Here is a 20,591-nt window from a genome sequence, read left to right as displayed (position 1 = left end):
TACACCACAGCAACGTCAGAAACCGGCGATGGTGCTTGACCCGTTAACGGACACTACGTGGAAAGCCTCCGCGCTGGTCCCGGCGGGCAGGCCGGCACGCTCCCCGTTGACCAACATCATGCTCCGGACCACGCGCTCCATACCTTCGATATCCGGGTGCTGGCTCGCATGGACGCGGATGGCGTCAAGCTTTGCCTCCACGTGGTCCGAGACATCCACAAAGTAGTTCTCCCTGGCACCCGGGCTGGAGATAAACCACAACCACGGCAGCTTGTAGGCAGTAAGTCCTTCCGCGGCCAGCTCGGGGTAGGCAAAGGGATTTTCCACTGCCGGGTAGACCGCCCGGGTAACGGCTTCGCCTGCCGCGAGGTGGTCAGGGTGGCTCTTCTGCAGGCGATCCCAGTTCCTTTCCGGGTGCATGGTGAGCACGATGTCGGGACGGATCTCGCGAATCAGCTTCACTACTTGCTTGATGACGCCATGTGTCGGCTCAAGGTAGCCGTCATGCTCGTGCAGGTAATGGATGTCGGTGACTCCCACCAGGGCTGCTGCCCGCTGTTGCTCCTCTGCGCGGAGTTCGGTGATTCGTTCCCTATCCACCGGATCAAAGCCGCCGGCGTCGCCGTCGGTCATGATGCAATAGCTGACCTCGACGCCGGCCGCCGTCCAGGCCGCAATGGTCCCGGCAGCGCCAAAGTCGATGTCGTCAGGATGGGCAGTAAAACAAAGCACCCGCTCAACGCGCTCCGTAGAGGCGTCGAACGGGCTCTTCGCTGACGTGGCGTCAGTGGACAAAGGGATCAGCCTTTCCGCTTCTTAATCTCCGCAGTTGCCTGCGGGAGAACCTTGAAGAGGTCACCGATGATGCCGTAGTCGGCAATCTCGAACACCGGCGATTCTGCGTCCTTATTGATGGCCACAATGACCTTGGAAGTCTGCATCCCGGCCTTTTGCTGAATGGCCCCTGAGATGCCGGCAGAAATGTACAGCTGCGGTGACACCGTGACGCCGGTCTGGCCAACCTGTGCGTCGTGGCCGATCCACCCTGCATCGGTAGCGGCGCGGGACGCACCAACTGCCGCGCCCAGGGCATCGGCAAGCTCTTCGAGCGGGCCGAAGTCGCCGTCCACGCCACGACCACCGGCAACGACGATCCTTGCTTCGCTGAGGTCCGGCCGGCCGCTGACGGGCTTCTCGGTCCGCGCCGCGATGCGTGCGGAGTTCGCGATCGCGTCTGCCGGAACGTCTACCGTGGAGGTTGACGGGGCTGCCGCAGTACCAGCCGGTGCAGGCTCTACGTTGTTGGCTTTGACCGAAAGAACCGTCACCGGAGTGGTGGCCTTAGCGGTGGTGTTGTAGGAGCCCGCCAAAACCGACTTGTGCGCGGTGCCGTCAGCCTCAACGCCCACGACGTCGGTGATGACGCCGGCGTTGAGCTTGATGCCGAGCCTGCCCGCGATTTCCTTGCCCTCAGGCGAGTTGTCCAGGAGTACCGTCGTAGCTCCGGACGCTGCCACGGCAGCGGCGAGGTAAGCGGCCTTGGGTCCCACCAAGTACTTGTCGAGGTTGTCCACCGACGGCTGGTAGACCGTGGTGGCACCGTATGCACCCAAGGTGGCGGCGACGTCGTCGTGCAGCTGCCCGGTGAAGGCGACGGCGGTCTCCCCCAGGGAACGGGCGATGGTCAGGAGTTCCAGGGTGCTCTTCTTGAGCGCTGCTCCCGGGTTGTCAATGAAAACAAGTGCAATTGCCATGGTTGGAGTCCCCTTTAGAGCAGCTTCTGTGCGGCGAGGAAGTCGACCAGCTTGATGCCGGCGTCGCCGTCGTCTGTGATGATGGTTCCTGCAGTCCGCGGTGGGCGTGCCTCTGCAGACTCAACCACTGTCCACGAGCCGGCCAAGCCGACCTGCGAGGCGTCCACGCCGATGTCGGCCAGCGACAAGGAGGCAATCTTCTTCTTCTTGGCAGCCAGGATGCCCTTGAAATTGGGATAGCGCGGTTCGTTGATCTGATCGGTCACCGAGACCACTGCAGGGAGTTGCGCTTCAACCGTTTCGGAGAAGGCGCCAGCATCGCGGCGGGCCGTGACCTGGCCGCCTGTGACCTCAAGGCTGGAGGCAAAGGTGACCTGCGGGAACGACAAACGCTCGGCAAGCTGGGCAGGGATGAGCGAAGTCTCGCCATCCGTGGAGGCCATGCCCGTCAGAACCAGGTCCACCGGACGGCCATCGGCTGAGATGTGGCGGATGGCGGCGGAAAGTGCCAGAGATGTAGCAGCAGCATCCGAACCAGCCAAAGCGTCATCGCTGAGGTGGACGCCGGAATACGCGCCGATCTGGAGGGACTTCTTCACAGCATTGACCGCACCGGACGGGCCCATGCTCAAGGCAATGACCTCGTTTCCGGACTTCGGGCCGCCGCGTTCCTCCGCCAGTTGGAGCGCTGCCTCGAGGGCGTATTCGTCCAGTTCGGACAAAATGCTCTCTTCACGGTCGGTTGTGTTGCCAGGTCCGGTGATGTGCCGGTCGAACTGGGCGTCCGGGACGTGCTTGACCAGAACGACAATCTTCAATGTCTCTTCCACTGTCTTCGAAGCAGCCTTCCATGCTTGTGGACGGCCAAACGCAGCAGCGTGGCCGTAAATTGCCCATCGTGTGGGCTCGTCCTAGCTAAGCATATTGCCCGCAGAAAACCACTCCCTGCGTTAAGTCCTGTTTCAGCTACGCGCGATGCGTTTCGTTGCAGTTGACTGCGTGGCCACAGCAAAACGGCGGGCGACACCAAAGAGGTGCCGTCCGCCGTCGTACGTTGTTCTTGCCTGCTAATGGGCCGCCTACTGCTGGGCGGCGTCGAGGGTGACCTCTACCTCTTGTGTCTGGCCACCACGCTGAATGGTGACTTTCACCTTGGCACCGGCCGGCTGCTCGCGGACAGCGGCGGTCAACTGGTTGGGATCGCTCACGGTGTAGTCGCCGAACTTGGTTACGACGTCGCCGACTTTGAGCCCAGCCTTGGCAGCTGCCGAACCCGACGTCACTGAGGCAACCTCAGCACCCACGGAGAAGCCTGAATCGCTGCCCGAAGAGGACTTCGAACGAACAGACACACCAAACTGACCATGGCTGGCCTTGCCGGTATCGATGATCTCCTGCGCGACGCGCTTGGCGTGGTTGATCGGGACGCTGAAGCCAACTCCGATGTTACCGGTGGACGATTCGGAGGTTCCGCTGCCCGCGGAAGCGATGGCTACGTTGACGCCGATAACTTCACCCTTGCTGTTCACCAGGGCACCGCCTGAGTTACCTGGGTTAATAGCGGCATCGGTCTGGATGACGTTGATGGCAATCGAACCCTCGTTGGCCGCGCTCTGGCTCTGGCCACCGTTCGGTGGCGCAAACTGGAAGCCTTCGTCGTCGCCCTGGCTCTCATCCGGCGTACCTTCCGGCACCGCGGACGACGCAACACTAATGGTGCGGTTGAGCGTGGAAACGATGCCGTCCGTCACCGTACCGGTGAGGCCCAGCGGCGAACCGATGGCGACGGCGGTGTCCCCCACGTTGATCTTGGACGAGTCACCCAGAGTCGCCGGGACAAGGCCCGATGCGTCGCTCACCTTGATCACGGCGAGGTCTGACAACGGGTCCGTGCCAACCACTGTGGCCTTCAGGACCCTTCCGTCACTCGTCCGGACCTCGATGGCAGCGTTGGCGGTAGCACCGTCCAGCGTTACGACGTGGGTGTTGGTGAGGATGTGGCCCTGGTCGTCGAGGATGATGCCGGAACCCGTGCCGCCCTCGTTGCCGCTGGTCGCCTTGATGGTCACCACGCTGGGCGATGCCTTGGCCGCCGCAGCGGTAATGACGTTGACGTCGTCCTTGTTGTTCACGATGACCGTGCTGGACTGCCCGCCTGTTGAAGCAGCCGGGGCGGGGTTATCCCACAGCGCGTTACTGCCGGCCACCACACCGCCACCGACCAAACCTGCCGCAAGCATGCTTGCCACAAGGGTGCCGACACCGAATGCCGGCTTACGCTTGTTGGCTACCGCCGAAGAGTGGACTGGGGTGTGCTGCATTCCGGGGCCATTCTGCCCTTGGGCATTCTGGAATCCCTGTGCGTTGTGGAACTGGCTGCCGGCATTTCCATTTGTTCCGGGGTTTGAACCACCGTAGAACGGCTGGTGCTGTGGGTAGCTGGGGCGGTGAGCCGGATCATTCTGCTGCGGAGCGCCGTAGTACTGCGGCTGCTGCGGTTGCTGGGACTGCTGCTGGGCTGCCGGAGACTGGAAGGCAGGCAGCGGAGTGGTGTGCTGTGCAGTGCCTTTCGTACCGGCCAGTTGTCCTGACGTCCAGGCAGGCTGCTGCTGGGTGGTGGCTGCATCGCCCTGCTCCCCCGTCGTCCTCCGCGGCTCGGATGGCTCGCGGTCCTCTGGTGCGGTGCCCTGCGCTGGGTTCTCCGTCATGGGTCTTCCTTTCGTCCTCGTCTCCAACAACTATGTACCCAATAACTGGAACAAAAGCGGACGTTCGCTGGGAGCTTCCTGAAAGGTCCCGGCCCCTGTTCCCGCAGCCGGGGCGAACCTTTCAAAAAGACCCTCAACGGGTCAACATTCCAGCTCTCTCCTATATTTCGCTGGTGGCATATTCACCCCTGTGGACGGGCCATGGGGTGCACCATAGAATCAAGAGGAATTGCCACAGCGACCTGCGGCTTTACACCATGCGTGGGGGCGCTGAGCATTCTGTGACGATTGGTACGCCTTGTTCCAGTCGCAGACGTGCTGAAGGGTTGCACATGCGGTCAATAGTTAAACGCGTACTCGCTGTTATCGGCCTGGCTGGAATGTTGGCCCTGCCGGCCGGCGCAGCCTGGGCTGAGAGTCCAGTGACGCTCGATCCCGCCACCAAGATTGTGGACTCGGCCGGCGTACTCGGGGGAGACAAAGCGAAGGTCCAAGAGGCCATCCAAAAGCTCGGTACGGAGCACGCCATGACGTTGCACGCTGTGCTCGTCAAGCGATTCGAGAATCCGACAGATCGAGTTGCGTGGGCTGCTGACGTTGCAGAGAAAGCGCAGCTTGGGCCGAACGCCCTGGTTCTCGCAGTGGCAACCGACACGCGGCAGTACCAGCTGAGCAAACCCGACAACAGCAAGATCACCAATGCCCAACGGGACACGATTACCAGTAAGGCAATTGACCCCCAGTTGCGAGCAGGTAACTATGCCCAGGCTGTCATCGATGCAGCAGCAGCCATCGGAGATGCGGCCGGCGGAGGCAGCGGAACAGTGCCCAGCGGCAACGCCGGCGTTGGCGTCCTTGTCGGGGTGGGCGTGGTCGCAGCAGGCGGCGCCGGTACGTACCTCTATCTCCGAAACCGCCGCAAGAAGGGCAGCACCAAGGCCGTCAGCGCCAGCTACGGACCGCAAGGTGAAGAACTTGACCCTCTTGCGGGTCTCAGCATTCCGGAACTGCGCCAGAAGAGCGGTTCGCTGTTGATCGAGGCGGACGACGCCATCAAATCCAGCGAGCAGGAACTCGGTTTTGCGCAGGCGCAGTACGGTGACTCTGCTATTGGCAACTTCACCAAAGCTTTGGAAGAGGCGAAGGGCCACATGACGGAGTCGTTCAAGCTGCAGCAGCAGCTGGACGACCACATTCCTGACACCGAAGAGCAGCAGCGGAGCTGGCTTGGCGAAATCATCCGCCGCTCAGAGGCCGCCCTGGCGTCACTGCGTGATCAGAAGGCTGACTTCGACTCTTTGCGCGAGCTTGAGAAGAACGCCCCTCAGGCTTTGGCAGCAGTAACTGCGGGAGCCAAGGAAGCCGATGCCAAGATCGCCAGCGCAGAGCAGTCCCTAGAGGGATTGCGCGCCAAGTACGCCGAGTCCGCCTTGGCTCAGGTCTCAGACAACATCCTGCAGGCCAAGGAGCGACTCGCATTCGTGCAGAACGCCGCCACCGCCGCCCAGGAAAAGTTGGCAAACGGCGAGAACAGCCTGGCTGCTGTGGCAGTTCGTGCCGCAGAAGAAAGCCTGCACCAGACCAAGGTGCTGATCGATGCCATCTCCAAGACGGCAGGCAGCCTTGATGAGGCGCGCTCCTCCTTGGAAGGCGCCGTGGCGGAGACCAGCCAGGACCTTGCCCAGGCCCGTGCGATGATCCAGTCCGGCGAACACCCGGAACTTGCCGGGCCCGTGGCCGGCGTGGAAGCCGCCCTGGCACAGGTGAAGACCGAGATCCAAGGCGGAAAGATCGATCCCATCGCGACGCTGAGCCGCGTAGAGTCAGCCCACCAAGCGCTCGATCAGTCGTTGTCCGGCATCCGCGACCAGCAGGAGCAGGCCCGCCGGGCACAGGCCTCCCTGCAGCAAACAATCATGGCCGCCCAGGCGCAGATCAGCGCAACATCGGACTACATCACAGCCCGCCGCGGCGGCGTGGGCACAGAAGCCCGGACAAGGTTGGCGGAAGCGCAGCGCAACCTCGACTACGCGCTTTCGATCTCGCGCAACGACCCCGTGACCGCTCTTACTTATGCACAGCAGGCGCATTCCCTGGCAGCCCAGGCGGCGCAACTCGCGCAGTCCGACGTCGACCAGTTCGGCCACGCCGACCAAGGCTACGGCCGCGGCGGAATGTTCGGCGGGGGTGGCGGAGGCGGTGGCCTCGGCGGCGCAATACTCGGCGGCATCCTCATCAACTCCATCCTGAACGGCGGCGGAGGCGGCTGGGGCGGCGGCAATGACGGCGGAGGCGACGGTGGCTTCTTCGGGGGCGGAGGCGACTCCGGCGGCGGTTTCGACGGCGGCGGCTGGGGCGGCGACGGCGGCGGTGGAGGCGACTTCTAGCCAGACAGACTAGGCGGGGTCCATGCCCCGCATAGAAGCGGTACAACAACTGATCACTGATTTCAGTGTCACCACTGAGCAGGACGAAAGGCAACACCATGGTTAAGCAGTCCATTTTCGGTCGGATCTCGCAGCTCGCCAAGGCAAACATCAACGCCTTGCTGGACCAGGCTGAGGACCCGCAGAAGATGCTGGACCAGATGGTCCGCGACTACACGAACAACATTGCCGAGGCCGAATCAGCCGTTGCCCAGACCATCGGCAACCTGCGGATGCTGCAGGCGGACTACAACGAGGACGTCAAGAACGCTCAGGATTGGGGCAACAAAGCCCTGGCAGCATCCCGGAAAGCCGACGAGTACCGTGCTTCCGGTGATTCCGTTGATGCCCAAAAGTTCGACAACCTTGCCAAGGTAGCCATCCAGCGCCAGATGACGGCGGAGTCCGAGGCAAAGGGAGCAGAGCCGAGCATCGCGTCCCAGACCGAGGTGGTGGACAAGCTCAAGACCGGGCTTGACCAGATGAAGAACAAGCTGAACCAACTCACCGCCAAGCGCAACGAGTTGGTGGCACGTTCCAAGACCGCTGCCGCGCAGTCCCAGGTGCACGATGCCCTTAAGAGCATCGACATCATGGATCCCACCAGCGAGGTGGGCCGCTTCGAAGAGAAGATCCGCCGCGAAGAGGCCAAGGTCCTGGGCCAGCAGGAACTCGCCAGCTCCAGCCTCGATGCGCAGTTCAACCAGCTCGAAGATCTCGGAGAGCAGACCGAGATCGAAGCCCGTCTGGCGGCCCTGAAGTCGGGCGGTTCCAAGCCTGCCATCGGCGCGGGAGCTCCGGCGTCAACCGGCGCAACTGTCGACGAAGCTGACTTCGACAAGCTCTAGGAACTAAACCGGACTGTAACCGTCCATCGGGCGGTCTGCCCACAACATACCGCTGAACCAGGAAATGGGCCGGATCCTCGCAGGGATCCGGCCCATTTTTCGGTTTTCACCTAACCTGCCGAAGGAACTGGCGAATCCTGGCCGGGGCTGACGTCGGTTGCCACTTCAGCGCGGATTTCAAATCCCTTGGGGTGGAAGTAGGTCACCGTGCACTCCAGAACCTCTCCATGCGGGCCTAAAGTAGTCCGCTCCAAACGTGGCACCATAGCAAACCCGCGGACGTTCAGAGCGTCTGCCAGGTGCTCGGGCGGTGCATGCATTGTCACAGTGATTTCTGCCCGATGGAGGGGCTTCAGTGTCCTGTCTTGGATGACTTGATAGATGGAGTTTCGTTCGGCATCGGCAAGGCTGATGTGGCGGCCAATGTGCGAGGGGATGAAAATCTCGGCTATGGCATAAGGCCAACCCGCGCTTGAGTAGGAGCGGCGGATGACCAGAACTAGATTGTCATCGGAAACCAGCTTGGCTGGCACCGATTTGTCCTTCTCCATCCACTTGTATTCGATGAGTCCCTTGACAGTCTTCATGCCGGCCGCCGTGAACGTCTCCATGAACGGTGCCAGACGATTCAGCATCTTGACGGGGCGCTGAGCCATCACGAATGTCCCTTTGCCCTGCCTACGGACCAACAGGCCCTTCACAACCAGTGTTTCGATCGCCTTCCGGACGGTGGTCCGGCTAATGCCGTAGGCATCCATCAGGGACTCCTCCGTGGGAATCCGCGACCCCGGCTCCAGGCGGCTGACTTGATCCGTGAGCACGTCCGCCACCTGCTGATACACGGCAACAGGGCTGTCCCTCTGGAGGACTTCACGCTCTAGGCCAAACTTGTAGTCGTCGTTGACCATTGGGCCTTCCCATCCATTTCTTGCCTCAGCAAATCCGGGTTTGATGCTAGCACTGGTGTACCGGTAACCCCTTAAACAAAAGATCCGGACCAGTTGTCACTGATCCGGATCTTTTCTCCAGTTGCGGGGACAGGATTTGAACCTGTGACCTCTGGGTTATGAGCCCAGCGAGCTACCGAACTGCTCCACCCCGCGTCGCAAGAACAACTCTACCCCACCGCCCAGGGTGCTTCTGACCATATGGCATCCAAGGTGCCGCAGATCACTCCCTCAACCCTGAACATTTCGCGGTCACCGCGGCCGGCAGCCAAAAGGCGCTTCGCTGTCGGCCTGCCTATGCCTTCCGAGCGCCGGGCTTAAGCCCGAGGGGCGTGAGAGAAGGTTGGGCTTAAGCCCGAGGGACGTGAGAGAAGGTTGGGCTTAAGCCCGAGGGACGTGAGAGAAGGTTGGGCTCAAACCCGAGGGACGTGAGAGAGCGTCGGACCAGGGAAGATGCCGGCTTGGGACTTTCGGGGCAAAACAAAAGGTCCGGATCAGTGTTTACTGATCCGGACCTTTTCTCCAGTTGCGGGGACAGGATTTGAACCTGTGACCTCTGGGTTATGAGCCCAGCGAGCTACCGAACTGCTCCACCCCGCGTCGCAAGAACAACATTACCGTCCGGTGAATGGCAGACCAAATCGTAGCGACGTGATGTGTGTCTCGCCAACGGAAAAGGCCGGTGCCCGCCCCCGGAAGGGAGCAGGCACCGGCCTTTCAACCGCCTACAGAACTAGCTGCTTGGTGAGGGCGACGGCGTCGCACTGGGAGTAGCTCCCGGCGTCGCTGTTGGAGCCGGAGTAGCGTCCAAGCGGGCCTGAGCGTCGATCGCCTTCTTGAGGGCATCAGACAATTTGGTCTGCTGCGCACCGTAGCCGGCGAAGTCGCCCTTGGCCAATGCCGCCTGGCCATCCTGGATGGCCTTGTTGGCCTCATCCAGGGCTGCCTTGAGGTCAGCCTTGGCGTCAGTGGGGCCAGCAGGCGGCGGCGTGGTGCCAGGAGGCGAGGTGGGCGTCTGGCCGTTGTTGTCCGAGTCACCGGCAGTAGCACCGGAGTCGCCGCCGAACAACTGGTCAAGAGCTTCATCCAGCGTGGCCGCGAAGCCGATCTTGTCACCGAATGCCACAAGCACACGCTGCAATGTGGGGTACGACGTCTCACCTGTGGACTTCAGGTAGACAGGCTGTACGTAGAGCAGGCCACCACCCACGGGAAGAGTCAACAGGTTGCCGTTCAGCACATCTGATGCGCCCTGTCGCAGAAGGTTCAGTGCCTGAGACACAGTGGGGTCAGAGTTGAACTTGTTTTGCGCCTGTCCGGGACCAGGGACCTGGGTATCGGTGGGGAGCTCCAGGAGCCGCAGCTTTCCGTAACTCTCCCCCTTGACGCCCTTGACGTTCCCGGCGTCGGAGTCAGCCGCGAGGAAGCCGTACAGGATGTTTCGGGCGCTGCCGTTGACCGTTTGAGGAATGAAGGATGAGGTCAACTGGAACGCCGGCTTCTCCTGGTCAGGCATCTGCAGTGACATGTAGAACGGAGGCTGTTTGACGGCTTCCGAAACGGTGGGATCGTTCGGAACGCTCCACGCATCGTTGTTCTGGTAGAAGCTGTCCGGGTCGGTCACGTGGTAACGCCCGAGCAGTTCACGCTGAACCTTGAACAGGTCCTCGGGGTAACGTACGTGGCTCATGAGGTCGCCGGACATTTCCGAATAGGGCTTGATGACCGTCGGGAAGACCTTTTGCCATGCCTTCAGGATGGGGTCCTGGTCGTCCCATGCGTAGAGATTGACGGAACCGTCGTAAGCATCCACAGTGGCCTTGACCGAGTTGCGGATGTAGTTCACCGAGCTGTTCGGCAGAGCCACGGTACGTCCGGCACTGGTTTGCGAGTCAACAGTGGCATTCTGCAACTGTTGAGGCTGGGAGTAAGGGAAATACTGGCTGGTGGTGTAGCCGTCAACAATCCACTTGACCCGGCCGTCAACGACCGCCGGGTATGCATTGCCATCGACAGTCAGGTACGGGGCCAGCTTCTCTACGCGTTCGCGCGGATTGCGTTCGTAGAGAATCTGGGATTCCGCATTGACGCCGTCCGAAAGCAACAGATCCGAAGACTGGAACTTGATGGAATAGAGGATTCTGTTGAGCCAGTTACCGACGTTTGGTCCGCCATTACCGCTGAAGGTGTACTGCGTCTCCCCGCCACCTTCACGGCCCGCTGGCCGGTCCTGCTCGCGGTTCGGGGCACCATCCGGCGCGCCGACGATGGAGTATTCCGGAGAGTTCTCGCCGAAGTAGATGCGGGGTTCGTATGAATTGTCGTTGCCGAGGACGCCGTTGGACGGAATGCCCGACTGCAGGAATTCCGGCTTGCCGTCGGCCGTGAACTTGTTGCCCTTGGCTGCGACCACGCCATAACCGTGGGTGTAAACGATGTGCCTGTTAACCCACGTCTGCTGGTTGGCGCTCAGGCCATCCGGGTTCAGTTCGCGAACCGCAATAACGGTGTCCTGGACTTTGCCATCAACCATGTAGCGGTCAACATTCAGCGTCTGCGGGAACTGGTAGTACGGGCGGTACTGCTCAAGCTGAGCGAACGCCGAGGAAATGAGGTTCGGGTCAAGGAGGCGAATATTGGCGGTAGTCTGCGCGTCCGCCGCCAAGGCACCGGTAGTCGCCGTAGTGGTGGCGTTGTAAGCAGATACGTCGATCTTGTCCAGACCGTAAGCAGCCCGCGTCATCTTGATATTTCGATCAATGAACTCCTTTTCCAAGGTGTTCTCCGACGGACGAACCTGGAACTGCTGAATAACCCACGGGTAGACGCCGCCGGCCAGAATGGCCGTGATGACCAGCATTGCCGTGCCGATCACCGGAAGGCGCCAACGACCAATGACCGCGGCAATAATGAACAGGATGGCAACAAGGCCCGCGGCTACGGCAAGGATCGCCTTGGTGGGTACAACGGCATTAACATCCGTGTAAAGGGCACCGGCCCAGCGGCCGGAATTGCTCTGGACAGTTGTGTACCTGTCCAGCCAGAAGTTGATGCCCAACAGGACCAGGAAAAGAGCGCCGGTGACGGCGATATGGATTTGCGCTGCCCTGCTTGTAAAGATGCCGCGTTCCATAAGGCGGATGCTGCCGTAGAGGTAATGCGTCAGGATGCCTGCAATACCGGCAACAACGGCGATGCTGATCAGGAACCCCGTGACAAAACCCAGGAACGGCAGCGTCATCAGATAGAAGCTGATATCCATGTTGAACAACGGGTCGGCCTGTCCGAACGGCTCCTGGTTGAAGAACAACAGGGCCTTCTGCCATTGACTGGCTGCCGCACTGCCGGCGAAGAGCCCGAACAGGATGGGGAGGCCGATCATGACAACCCGACGGACAGGCTCAAGCTGTGCCTGGTAACGGTTGAGGTTGTCCCGGGCCTCAGCATCCGGAGCGTAGACGGGCCGGGAGCGGTAGGCGATCCTGATGGCGAAGAAAACAGCGGCAAACATCATGGCGAAACCGATGAGGAACGTAATGATCCTTGCGAGGTTTTCGCGGATATAAACTTCGAAGAAGCCAAGCTGCTGGTACCACAGGACGTCAGTCCACACATTGGCGAAGAAAATGAACCCGACGACGGCCACTGCCACGACAATGAGCGTCGGCGTCAGGGCACCTCGTCTCAGCGGTGATCTTCCGGGCGGGTTGGAGCTGGCGGGACGGGACAAACTCTGTACCTCATTGGTGTCAGTGAACAGTCGGTGTGCGAGTGTTGACTTTCCCTGCCGCTGGGATGTGGCAGGGGCCGTCATCTATGCCACGAGTGGCGGTGAAGCTAAGTTCCACCGTCAGTCTAGTTGTTTGTGCAGGTGGGAAGGCTCCCCGTGTCCTGGCCGGATCCGAGCCGCTCGACGGCGGCGGTGGCGTCAGCCAGAGTTTCCACTTTGACAACCTGAAGCCCGTCCGGAATGTGGCCCACGACGTCGGCACAGTTCGATGCCGGCGCGAGGAACATGGTGGCACCCTGGTGACGGGCGCCTATCATCTTTTGGGCAATGCCCCCGATGGGGCCCACGGCGCCATCGGCGGTGATCGTGCCGGTGCCCGCCACGTGTTTGCCGCCAGTAAGGTCCCCCGGCGTGAGGTTGTCCACGATCCCCAAGGCAAACATCATGCCTGCGCTTGGTCCGCCAACATTGTCCAAGGAAATGCTGACGTCGAACGGAAACGTGAAATCGCTGGCCAGCAGCACACCCAGAACGTAACGGTCCGACTGATTCTTGGTTGGCGTTATTGTTTCGGAAACCGAGGTGCCGTTCCTGTCCACGCCGACGACGACCGGGGCACCGGCGCCCGCGGCCAGTTCGGCTTGGACAACGCTCATGGACGTGATCGCCTTGCCGTTGATGGAGACCAGCCGGTCACCTTCCTGGATCTTCCCGGCGGACGGCGAAGGGTCTGATAGACCTGCGACATTGAGCCGCTGTTCAAAGGGGATCTCGAGCTCACGCAGGGCTGCGGCCACCGCGTTCTCCTGCGAGGTTTCCATGGCTATTTCGCCTTGTTGAACGGTCTGCTCGGCGGTGGTGCCCTTGGGATAGATAAGTTCTTCGGGATAAATGGCCCTGGAGGGATCCAACCAGGCGCGGAAGACATCGAAGATGGAGGCCGGACTCTTGGGACCGCCGGTCATGACCACGGTGGTCAGGTCAAGGTTGCCATTCGCTGGAAATGACTCACGGCCGGAAATGTTGATGACAGGCTTGTCGCCGTCCTTGCCCAGGGTATTGAAGGTAGGACCAGCTGACTCTATGACATATGGAACCGGCAACGCTGCCGCCCCGATGCCGAGGCCGAGTGCGAGGAGACCGGAGATCACCATGATCATGTAGCGACCGTCACGGGGCGGTGCCGGCGGCGTGGAGGTGGAATCGGCGTCGGGCGTTTGACGCGGGTCCAATGAGCCCTCGGGGCTGGGCGAAGTAAGCATTGAGGCCTCTCTATGCCGGCATTTGCGTGACCGGATCCATGGCTCCTGCCGCCGAAGGCGGCGGCGGCACATACCAAACATCAACACTACGCGGTCTGACGTTGCAGGGCTGCTTTGCCTACAGCGAACGGCACCGCCTCCGGGCAGACAGCCTTCCGGCCGCGCGGTACGGTGAAAGAGATCACCAGCCAGTTCGACGATCGGCGGCACCATGACTTCCAACCCCAACAATCCGTCCAACGACGACGAAACCCCTAAGGATCCGCTGGCAGAAATGCTCCAGAACCTGATGGGCGGCCAGGGCATGGGCAACATCGATCCCGCTGAGCTGGCCAAGGCCGCAGGCCTGCCCAACGATCCTCAGCTCCTTCAGCAGATGTTCGCTCAGGTACAGGCGATGATGAGTTCTACCTCCGAAGGTCCCGTGAATTGGCAGCTCGCCCACGAGAATGCACGGCGCGTCGCCGCTGCCGGTAGCGATCCCTCGGTCAACTCCCAACAGGCCAGGGAAATCGACGAAGCGCTCAGGCTTGCAGAACTTTGGCTGGACCCGGTTACTGATCTCTCGGCGACCGGCCTGATTGGTAGGGCATGGTCAAGGGCCGAATGGGTTGAAGCAACCCTGGGCACGTGGAAGCGCCTGACTGAGCCCGTGGCCAACAGCATCGCCAATGCCTTGTCCAACGCTCTCACCCAGCAAATGCCCGAAGAAATGAAGTCCATGATGGGCGGTGCCTCGTCCATGCTGCAGAACATGGGCGGAGCGATCTTCGGCATGCAACTGGGACAGGCCATCGGCGCACTCTCGGCCGAGGTTGTCAGCTCCACCGATATCGGTGTCCCCCTGGCAGACCTGGAAATGGCGCTGCTGCCCGCAAACGTAGCCAAATTCGGGGAAGGCCTCAGCCTCCCCGAGAACGACGTTCGACTCTTCCTTGCCGTCCGTGAAGCCGCTCACGCGCGCCTGTTTGTCCAGGTCCCATGGTTGCGTGGCCACCTCCTCGGAGCCATCGAGGCATATGCCCGCGGCATACACATTGATATGTCCCGCATCGAAGACCTCGCCCGCGACCTCGACCCGAGCAACCCCGAAGGTATTCAGGAAGCACTGTCCCAGGGAGTCTTCACACCGGAACGCACGCCGGTCCAGACGGCCGCGTTGGAGAAGCTCGAAACAGCTCTTGCCTTGGTGGAGGGCTGGGTAGACGAGCTCACCGCCGAAGCCACCGACAAGGTGCTGCCGTCGGCGACGGCGCTGCGCGAGACCGTGCGTCGTCGTCGGGCCACAGGCGGACCGGCCGAGCACGCGTTCTCGTCCCTCGTCGGCCTGGAGCTTCGCCCCCGCAGGCTCCGGGAAGCAGCAACATTGTGGGCAACCCTGAAGGAAGAAAGGGGCATCGCCGGCCGCGACGCCATTTGGCACCACCCGGATCTCCTGCCCACCGGTGAGGACCTCGACGATCCCAAGGGCTTCTCCGAACGTCGACGCCTTGCCGAGGCAAGTGACAGCGAGGTTGACGACGCCCTGCAGAAGCTTCTGAGCGGCGGATACGACTCCACCAAGACCGATGAAGCTGGAACGGAAGCTTCCAACGTTGATTCCGCGGAGAACGAGTCCGGCAATGAAACAACATCGGACGACAACGACCCCGAGGCGCCGACCAAGTAGGCCAGCCCTCGGAAGAAACAATGCAGCAAAGCGGCCGCCATCTCATGGCGGCCGCTTTGCTGTTGAGGAATGGTGCAGGGCAGGTTCTGCTGAGAGAAGCTGTGCGGCTAAGTCTCTGAGACCTTTAGTCAGTCAGTTCCACAGCCGAATCGCCGGGATCCCCGGACCCAGACTCTGCCGGGAGTCCCCGGGACGTAGCGAAGGCAACGCCCTCCAGAAAGGCCTTTGCCCGTTGCGTATCAGGGTAGGCCTCAACCAATCTCCAGAATTCGGCATTGTGGCTCGCCACCAGCAAGTGCGCGAGCTCATGGACCAGAACGTAGTCAATAACCCATTGCGGCATGGGCTGAAGCTTGTTGGACAGCCGGATGGTGCCGTCCCCAGGAGTTGCCGAACCCCACCGGGCGTTCTGGTTGGCTACCCAGCGGACCGACGTCGGAACCGCCCGCCCGCCGAGATACGTGTTTGAAAGGTGCTCGGCATGCTTGGCGAGGGCTTGATCCGTCGCAGGACGACGTCTGCCCGCACCCGTTTGCCGCTCCCCTTGCTTCTTCAGCTTGACCAGCATCCGCCGGACCCACTCCTGTTCCTGGGACTTGGTGAAGCTGGCAGGGATGGCGACCACGGCATTGCCGTCTTCCCAGAAAGCGGCAACGGTTCGCCGCCGTCTGGCTGATCTACGCACCACAACGGGAGCGCCGTCGTCGGTGATGTGCGGGATGGCGGTATCGGAGGAAAATCGGCTGGTCATCAGAGTTCACTGCTCTCGGCGAGCACTGCCAAGACAGCCTCGCCGTAGCGTTCGAGCTTGGACGGGCCGATCCCCGCCAGGCCGGCAAGTTCCTCAAGCGTTGAAGGCTTGGCCTCGGCGATGGCCGTCAGCGTAGCGTCCGTGAAGACTACGTACGCCGGGACGTCGGCCGATTGGGCTTCGTCCCTGCGCCACTGCCTTAAGGCATCGAAGGTCTGTTCCTCGTAGGTTGGCGGGCACTGGTTGCAACGTCCCACCTTCCGTTCGGCTCCACTCGCGAGCATGCTTCCGCATACCTTGCACGACGCCGGGGCGGCAGCTTTCCGCCGCGTGGGACCTGTCTTGCTGCGCGCGTTGGCGGAAGCCACGGAATTGGGGCGAAGTCCGTCGAGGAACCGGGACGGCTTGCGGTTGGCCCGTCCACCCGGTGTTCGGGCTGTGGACCATGAGAGATTCAGGTGCTCCCTGGCCCGGGTAATGCCGACGTAAAGCAGCCTGCGTTCTTCGTCCACATCCTCCGGGGTATCTGCGAACGAAATGGGCATCAGGCCCTCGCTGAGGCCCACCAGGAACACCGCATCCCATTCCAAGCCCTTGGCGGCGTGGAGGGAAGCAAGAGTGACACCTTGAACGGTGGGTGCGTGTTGCGCGACCGAACGCTCTTGAAGCTCGTTGACGAACTCAGCCAAGGTGAAGGATTCCCCGCGGCTGACAGCAAGCTCATCGGCCAAGGCGACCAGGGCTGCCAGGGATTCCCAACGCTCACGCAGTGCTCCGCCGTTGTGGGGGGCGGCCTCCGTGTAACCAAGTGAGGCAACGATGTCCCGCACGATCTGGCCCAGGGGTTCCAGGGGCCCCTCCGCCACGGCGCGGGTTGCCGCGCGTAACTGGAGGATCGCATCGCGGACTTCCTTGCGCGCGAAGAACCGCTCGCCTCCCCGGAGCTGGTAGCCGATCCCGGCAGAGGCCAGGGCTTGCTCGTACGCTTCAGACTGGCCGTTGGTGCGGAACAGGATGGCTATCTCACTGGCTTTGACACCGCTGTTGAGCAGCTCCTGAATTCTGCCTGCCACCACAGCTGCCTCAGCTTCGTCGTCCGGGCACTCCATGAACCGCGGTTCCGGACCAGAGGGCCGCTGGGCGACGAGCTTGAGGGGCGAAGCCCACGCGGCATCCGCCACCGGCCCACCGCTTCGGCGGGAGCCCAGGAGGTCGTTGGCCAACTTCACCACTTGCGGGGTGGACCTATAGTCACGAATGAGCTTGACGACGGTCGCTCCGGGGAACTGCCCTTTGAACCCGAGGAGATGCTTGGGTGAGGCTCCGGTGAAGGAGTAGATGGTTTGGCTGGCATCGCCCACCACGCACAGCTCGTTCCGGCCACCGAGCCACAAATCCAAAAGCCGCTGTTGCAGGGGTGAAACGTCCTGGTACTCGTCCACCACGAAATGACGGTATTGCTCCCGGACTGTTGCCGCTACTTTCGGGTCTTCCTGGAGGATACCCACTGTTATGAGCAGGACGTCTTCGAAGTCGATGACGTTGCGGTCGGTTTTGATGTCCTCATAGGCCTGGAACACCCGGGAGACCGCGGTGAGGTCGAAACCTCCGGGAGTTCCGCGGCCTTGTGCATTCTCCAGATAATTAGCGGGCGTCAGCATGGACACTTTGGCCCATTCAATCTCGGCTGCCAGGTCCCTGATGGATGCACGGTCAGTGCTCAGTCGAAGCCTGCGGGAGGCCTCAGCGATCATGTTGGCTTTGTGGTCCAGGAGATTGGGCAAAGTGCCGCCGATTGCCTGCGGCCAAAAGAACTGCAATTGCCTCAATGCGGCCGCGTGGAATGTGCGGGCTTGAACGTTGGCGACCCCAAGATCGCGGAGCCTGCTGCGCATCTCAGCTGCGGCCCGGGCAGTGAAGGTCACGGCCAGCAGTCTCTGCGGACTGTAAACCCCGGAGTGAACACCGTAAGCAATGCGATGAGTGATGGCGCGTGTCTTTCCCGTGCCTGCCCCTGCGAGGACGCACATGGGACCTGTCAAGGTACTGGCTACTTCCCGCTGTTCTTCGTCCAGCCCGCCGAGGATGCGCTCCTCAAGTGAGCCACCGCCGTCGAAAATCCCTTCGGTCACGGCTGCAGGTCTTCGATGACGCCGCCGTACCAATGCTCAATCAATGAACGCGCGATGGACAGGCGCGTTGAGATGGTGATTTCACCGCTCAACACCGCTTCCTGCAGCTCCTCACGGCTGAACCACCTCGCCCGTGTGACCTCGACGCCGTCGGGCCGGGCAACGGCGTCGTCTGTTTTGGCGGTGAATCCCAACATGAGGGAAGCGGGGAACGGCCAGGACTGCGAACCGAGATACTGGCAGGCCGTCACTCGGACACCCACTTCTTCGCCGATTTCCCGGACGACAGCCTGCTCCAGCGATTCCCCGGGCTCAACGAATCCTGCCAGCGTGGAGTAATTCTTGGCGTCGACGGGCCCCCCGCCGCCGAGCAGGAGACGGCCATCCGGGCCGATCACCGTGACAATGATGGCGGGATCCGTCCGCGGGTAATGCTCTGAGTTGTCCTTGGGACAACGCCTCACCCAGCCGCCGGCCTCGATGTCCGTGGGCGTGCCGCACTGCGGGCAATGTGTGTGGGTTGCATGCCAGTTGGAGATTGCGCTGGCCTCGATGAACAAAGCGGTGTCCTTGGCGTCAAGACGCGCCGCGACATCCCGAAAACCGGCCCATTCAGCATCCAGCGGCACCGTGGCGATGCCGGGCGCCGGCGGTTCAGTAACTGTGAACAGCACAACGGACGTACCCTCCGGCAAGGAGGACGACGTCAACGTGGCACCCAGGTAGATGGCAGCAACAGCGCCGACTTCGGACCCACTTAGAGCGTTCCAGAGCGGCGCAGCGTCTCCGAACCACAGGCCGTCAGCGGTCACCAACGCTTTGCGCTGTGAAATGACCATGGCCTTGGCGGTGCCGGAGGCGATGAGATCCTCAACCATGCCCGGCTTCATCCGCACGCCCGAGCCGCGATCCACCATGGCAGGACGGACGGGAAGAACAGTCTCCATCAGGTGATTGGCAAGCGCCGGCGACTCCGTTTGACTCATGTATCTACCGTACTGACTCGTACCGACAAAAAACATTTGGAAAGGTCCACTGTTGTGGACAGCACCCCGCACGGTTGCCCGCTTGGGTGCTTGAGCAATGTTTTGCTCCACATTTCCTGCGCATTTGCTGCGGATCTGAAGACTCGCCGCACTGCATCATGGCCACAGGCCGCACTCAATCTACCGTGGAGAACGTGAGAAGAACACCGCTCGAACTGGCCGCCATAGCAACAGCGGCGGTGCCTGGCCTTTCGCCAACGGCCGCAGCCTATTCCCCCGACGACGACGCCGACTTCGACTCCGCGCTGCTGTTGGACGCGGAAGGCAAACGCTGGCGAGTCCGTTCACCGCGCCATCCGGAAGCCAGCACGCGACTGGAAACCGAGTTTATGGTCCTGCGGGCCTTCGCGCCCGCCATCCGCGCTGAACTGCCTTTTCATGTGCCCACCATCGCCGGCACGGTGAGGCAAGGTGCTTTGACGACGTTCGTGTACGCCCATCTGCAAGGCTCCGTGCTCTCCATCGACGAACTGTCAGCCGGAAGCCCCGCCTTGGCCAAGGAAGTCGGCGCAGCGCTGGCAGCCATCCATGACTTGCCACTGACCTTGGTCACCAATGCGGACCTTCCCAGTTACTCGGCCAATGAGTTCCGGCAACGCAAACTCAACGAACTGGACCAAGCAGCAACCACCGGGAAGATTCCGGCCACCCTGCTGCGTCGCTGGGAGCACGCCCTCGAAGACGTTGCCCTTTGGCGGTTCAATCCCTCAGTGGTCCACGGCGACCTTCATGAAGACAACCTCATGGTGCAGGATGACACGGTCACGGCCCTAACGGGTTGGACTGATCTCCGGATCGGTGACCCTGCAGACGACTTCGCTTGGCTGGTTGCATCCAACGAAGCCTCGTTTGTTGAGTCCGTTTTGAGCCACTACACCCAAGCACGCCGCGAGATCCCTGACGCACACCTTCTCCGCCGGTCCGCCCTGCTGGCCGAGTTCGCCCTCGCCCAATATCTGGTCAAGGCAATGGCGGCAGGGCACCAGAGCATGACGGCAGAAGCAGAGTCCATGCTCCAGGCACTGGCCGATGACATCGACGAGCAGGCGCGTCGCGACGAAGAAGCCGCACAGGCAGCTGAGGACGAGGCCGCCGAGAACGAAGCTGCTCAGCACGAGGCCAATCACTTGGGAGCAGCGGATTCACGGGCAGACAAGCCTGCAGTCAGTGTGGCGGCGATTCCCGACGCCGAAGAGTCAGGGGGCTCCGAAGAAAGCGGCCCCGGCACGACATCACACGACGACACGTCCACTGCCGCTATCAGTGTTGTCAGCGTAACGCCGCTTCACACGGCCGAACGTTCCTAGAAGGCAGAACC

14 protein-coding genes and 2 tRNA genes are annotated in these 20,591 nt (G+C 61.8%); 4 read left to right on the top strand and 12 right to left on the bottom strand.

Annotated elements, in window-relative coordinates:
* Positions 1–15: 15 nt before the first annotated feature.
* The 4 genes from ACZ881_RS00360 to ACZ881_RS00345 form a co-directional block, all read right to left on the bottom strand.
* The gene (locus ACZ881_RS00360; RefSeq protein ID WP_476111878.1) at positions 16–795 is read right to left on the bottom strand and encodes a PIG-L deacetylase family protein; all 780 of its coding nucleotides are present in this window, start codon (positions 793–795) and stop codon (positions 16–18) included.
* A 5-nt stretch (positions 796–800) separates the two neighbouring features.
* Positions 801–1,754, bottom strand: coding sequence for an electron transfer flavoprotein subunit alpha/FixB family protein (locus ACZ881_RS00355; RefSeq protein ID WP_476111877.1), 954 nt, complete (start codon positions 1,752–1,754; stop codon positions 801–803).
* 14 nt (positions 1,755–1,768) lie between these two features.
* Positions 1,769–2,572 carry an electron transfer flavoprotein subunit beta/FixA family protein gene (locus ACZ881_RS00350; RefSeq protein ID WP_476111875.1) on the bottom strand — a complete coding sequence of 268 codons (804 nt, stop codon included), beginning with the start codon at positions 2,570–2,572 and terminating at the stop codon, positions 1,769–1,771.
* 261 nt (positions 2,573–2,833) lie between these two features.
* On the bottom strand, positions 2,834–4,462 hold the full coding sequence (locus ACZ881_RS00345; protein WP_476111874.1) for a S1C family serine protease: 1,629 nt from the start codon (positions 4,460–4,462) through the stop codon (positions 2,834–2,836).
* Between the two features lie 332 nt (positions 4,463–4,794).
* Between ACZ881_RS00345 and ACZ881_RS00340 the strand changes: the two genes are divergently transcribed.
* Together ACZ881_RS00340 and ACZ881_RS00335 are read left to right on the top strand one after the other, a co-directional pair.
* Positions 4,795–6,849, top strand: a complete 2,055-nt coding sequence (locus ACZ881_RS00340; RefSeq protein WP_476111872.1) for a TPM domain-containing protein — start codon at positions 4,795–4,797, stop codon at positions 6,847–6,849.
* Between the two features lie 98 nt (positions 6,850–6,947).
* Positions 6,948–7,736 carry a PspA/IM30 family protein gene (locus tag ACZ881_RS00335; RefSeq protein ID WP_054808911.1) on the top strand — a complete coding sequence of 263 codons (789 nt, stop codon included), beginning with the start codon at positions 6,948–6,950 and terminating at the stop codon, positions 7,734–7,736.
* A 110-nt stretch (positions 7,737–7,846) separates the two neighbouring features.
* Here ACZ881_RS00335 and ACZ881_RS00330 read toward each other — a convergent pair whose 3' ends face one another.
* The 5 genes from ACZ881_RS00330 to ACZ881_RS00310 form a co-directional block, all read right to left on the bottom strand.
* The gene (locus ACZ881_RS00330; RefSeq protein ID WP_178996974.1) at positions 7,847–8,644 is read right to left on the bottom strand and encodes a GntR family transcriptional regulator; all 798 of its coding nucleotides are present in this window, start codon (positions 8,642–8,644) and stop codon (positions 7,847–7,849) included.
* Between the two features lie 121 nt (positions 8,645–8,765).
* Positions 8,766–8,839: transfer RNA gene (locus ACZ881_RS00325), tRNA-Met, on the bottom strand.
* Positions 8,840–9,209: 370 nt separating this feature from the next.
* A tRNA-Met gene (locus ACZ881_RS00320) sits at positions 9,210–9,283 on the bottom strand.
* 133 nt (positions 9,284–9,416) lie between these two features.
* Positions 9,417–12,413 (bottom strand): UPF0182 family membrane protein, encoded by a 2,997-nt coding sequence (locus ACZ881_RS00315; RefSeq protein ID WP_476111871.1) that lies wholly within the window; start codon positions 12,411–12,413, stop codon positions 9,417–9,419.
* A 125-nt stretch (positions 12,414–12,538) separates the two neighbouring features.
* Complete coding sequence (locus ACZ881_RS00310) at positions 12,539–13,675, bottom strand: YlbL family protein (protein WP_091468651.1); 1,137 nt, start codon at positions 13,673–13,675, stop codon at positions 12,539–12,541.
* Between the two features lie 211 nt (positions 13,676–13,886).
* On the opposite strand from ACZ881_RS00310, the gene ACZ881_RS00305 reads away from it, so the two are divergent.
* Complete coding sequence (locus ACZ881_RS00305) at positions 13,887–15,344, top strand: zinc-dependent metalloprotease (protein WP_476111869.1); 1,458 nt, start codon at positions 13,887–13,889, stop codon at positions 15,342–15,344.
* Positions 15,345–15,468: 124 nt separating this feature from the next.
* Here ACZ881_RS00305 and ACZ881_RS00300 read toward each other — a convergent pair whose 3' ends face one another.
* Genes ACZ881_RS00300 through nudC form a run of 3 tightly spaced genes read right to left on the bottom strand, consistent with a single transcriptional unit; the run spans position 15,469 to position 19,213 of the window.
* On the bottom strand, positions 15,469–16,095 hold the full coding sequence (locus tag ACZ881_RS00300; RefSeq protein ID WP_476111868.1) for a M48 metallopeptidase family protein: 627 nt from the start codon (positions 16,093–16,095) through the stop codon (positions 15,469–15,471).
* Complete coding sequence (locus tag ACZ881_RS00295) at positions 16,095–18,227, bottom strand: ATP-dependent DNA helicase UvrD2 (RefSeq protein WP_476111866.1); 2,133 nt, start codon at positions 18,225–18,227, stop codon at positions 16,095–16,097. The genes ACZ881_RS00300 and ACZ881_RS00295 overlap by 1 nt, the downstream gene beginning before the upstream one ends.
* The gene (gene nudC / locus ACZ881_RS00290; protein ID WP_476111864.1) at positions 18,224–19,213 is read right to left on the bottom strand and encodes an NAD(+) diphosphatase; all 990 of its coding nucleotides are present in this window, start codon (positions 19,211–19,213) and stop codon (positions 18,224–18,226) included. The genes ACZ881_RS00295 and nudC overlap by 4 nt, the downstream gene beginning before the upstream one ends.
* Positions 19,214–19,407: 194 nt before the next feature.
* Between nudC and ACZ881_RS00285 the strand changes: the two genes are divergently transcribed.
* Positions 19,408–20,580, top strand: coding sequence for a macrolide 2'-phosphotransferase (locus tag ACZ881_RS00285; RefSeq protein WP_476111863.1), 1,173 nt, complete (start codon positions 19,408–19,410; stop codon positions 20,578–20,580).
* Positions 20,581–20,591: the final 11 nt, after the last annotated feature.

Source organism: Paenarthrobacter sp. TE3676, assembly GCF_056279165.1.
This window is presented reverse-complemented; position numbering and strand designations above follow the sequence as displayed.

Coding starts and splice junctions, on each gene's coding strand:
- ACZ881_RS00355 (WP_476111877.1), bottom strand. CDS start 1,754: ATGGCAATTGCACTTGTTTTCATTGACAACCCGGGAGCAGCGCTCAAG.
- ACZ881_RS00345 (WP_476111874.1), bottom strand. CDS start 4,462: ATGACGGAGAACCCAGCGCAGGGCACCGCACCAGAGGACCGCGAGCCA.
- ACZ881_RS00340 (WP_476111872.1), top strand. CDS start 4,795: ATGCGGTCAATAGTTAAACGCGTACTCGCTGTTATCGGCCTGGCTGGA.
- ACZ881_RS00335 (WP_054808911.1), top strand. CDS start 6,948: ATGGTTAAGCAGTCCATTTTCGGTCGGATCTCGCAGCTCGCCAAGGCA.
- ACZ881_RS00330 (WP_178996974.1), bottom strand. CDS start 8,644: ATGGTCAACGACGACTACAAGTTTGGCCTAGAGCGTGAAGTCCTCCAG.
- ACZ881_RS00310 (WP_091468651.1), bottom strand. CDS start 13,675: ATGCTTACTTCGCCCAGCCCCGAGGGCTCATTGGACCCGCGTCAAACG.
- ACZ881_RS00305 (WP_476111869.1), top strand. CDS start 13,887: ATGACTTCCAACCCCAACAATCCGTCCAACGACGACGAAACCCCTAAG.
- ACZ881_RS00300 (WP_476111868.1), bottom strand. CDS start 16,095: ATGACCAGCCGATTTTCCTCCGATACCGCCATCCCGCACATCACCGAC.
- nudC (WP_476111864.1), bottom strand. CDS start 19,213: ATGAGTCAAACGGAGTCGCCGGCGCTTGCCAATCACCTGATGGAGACT.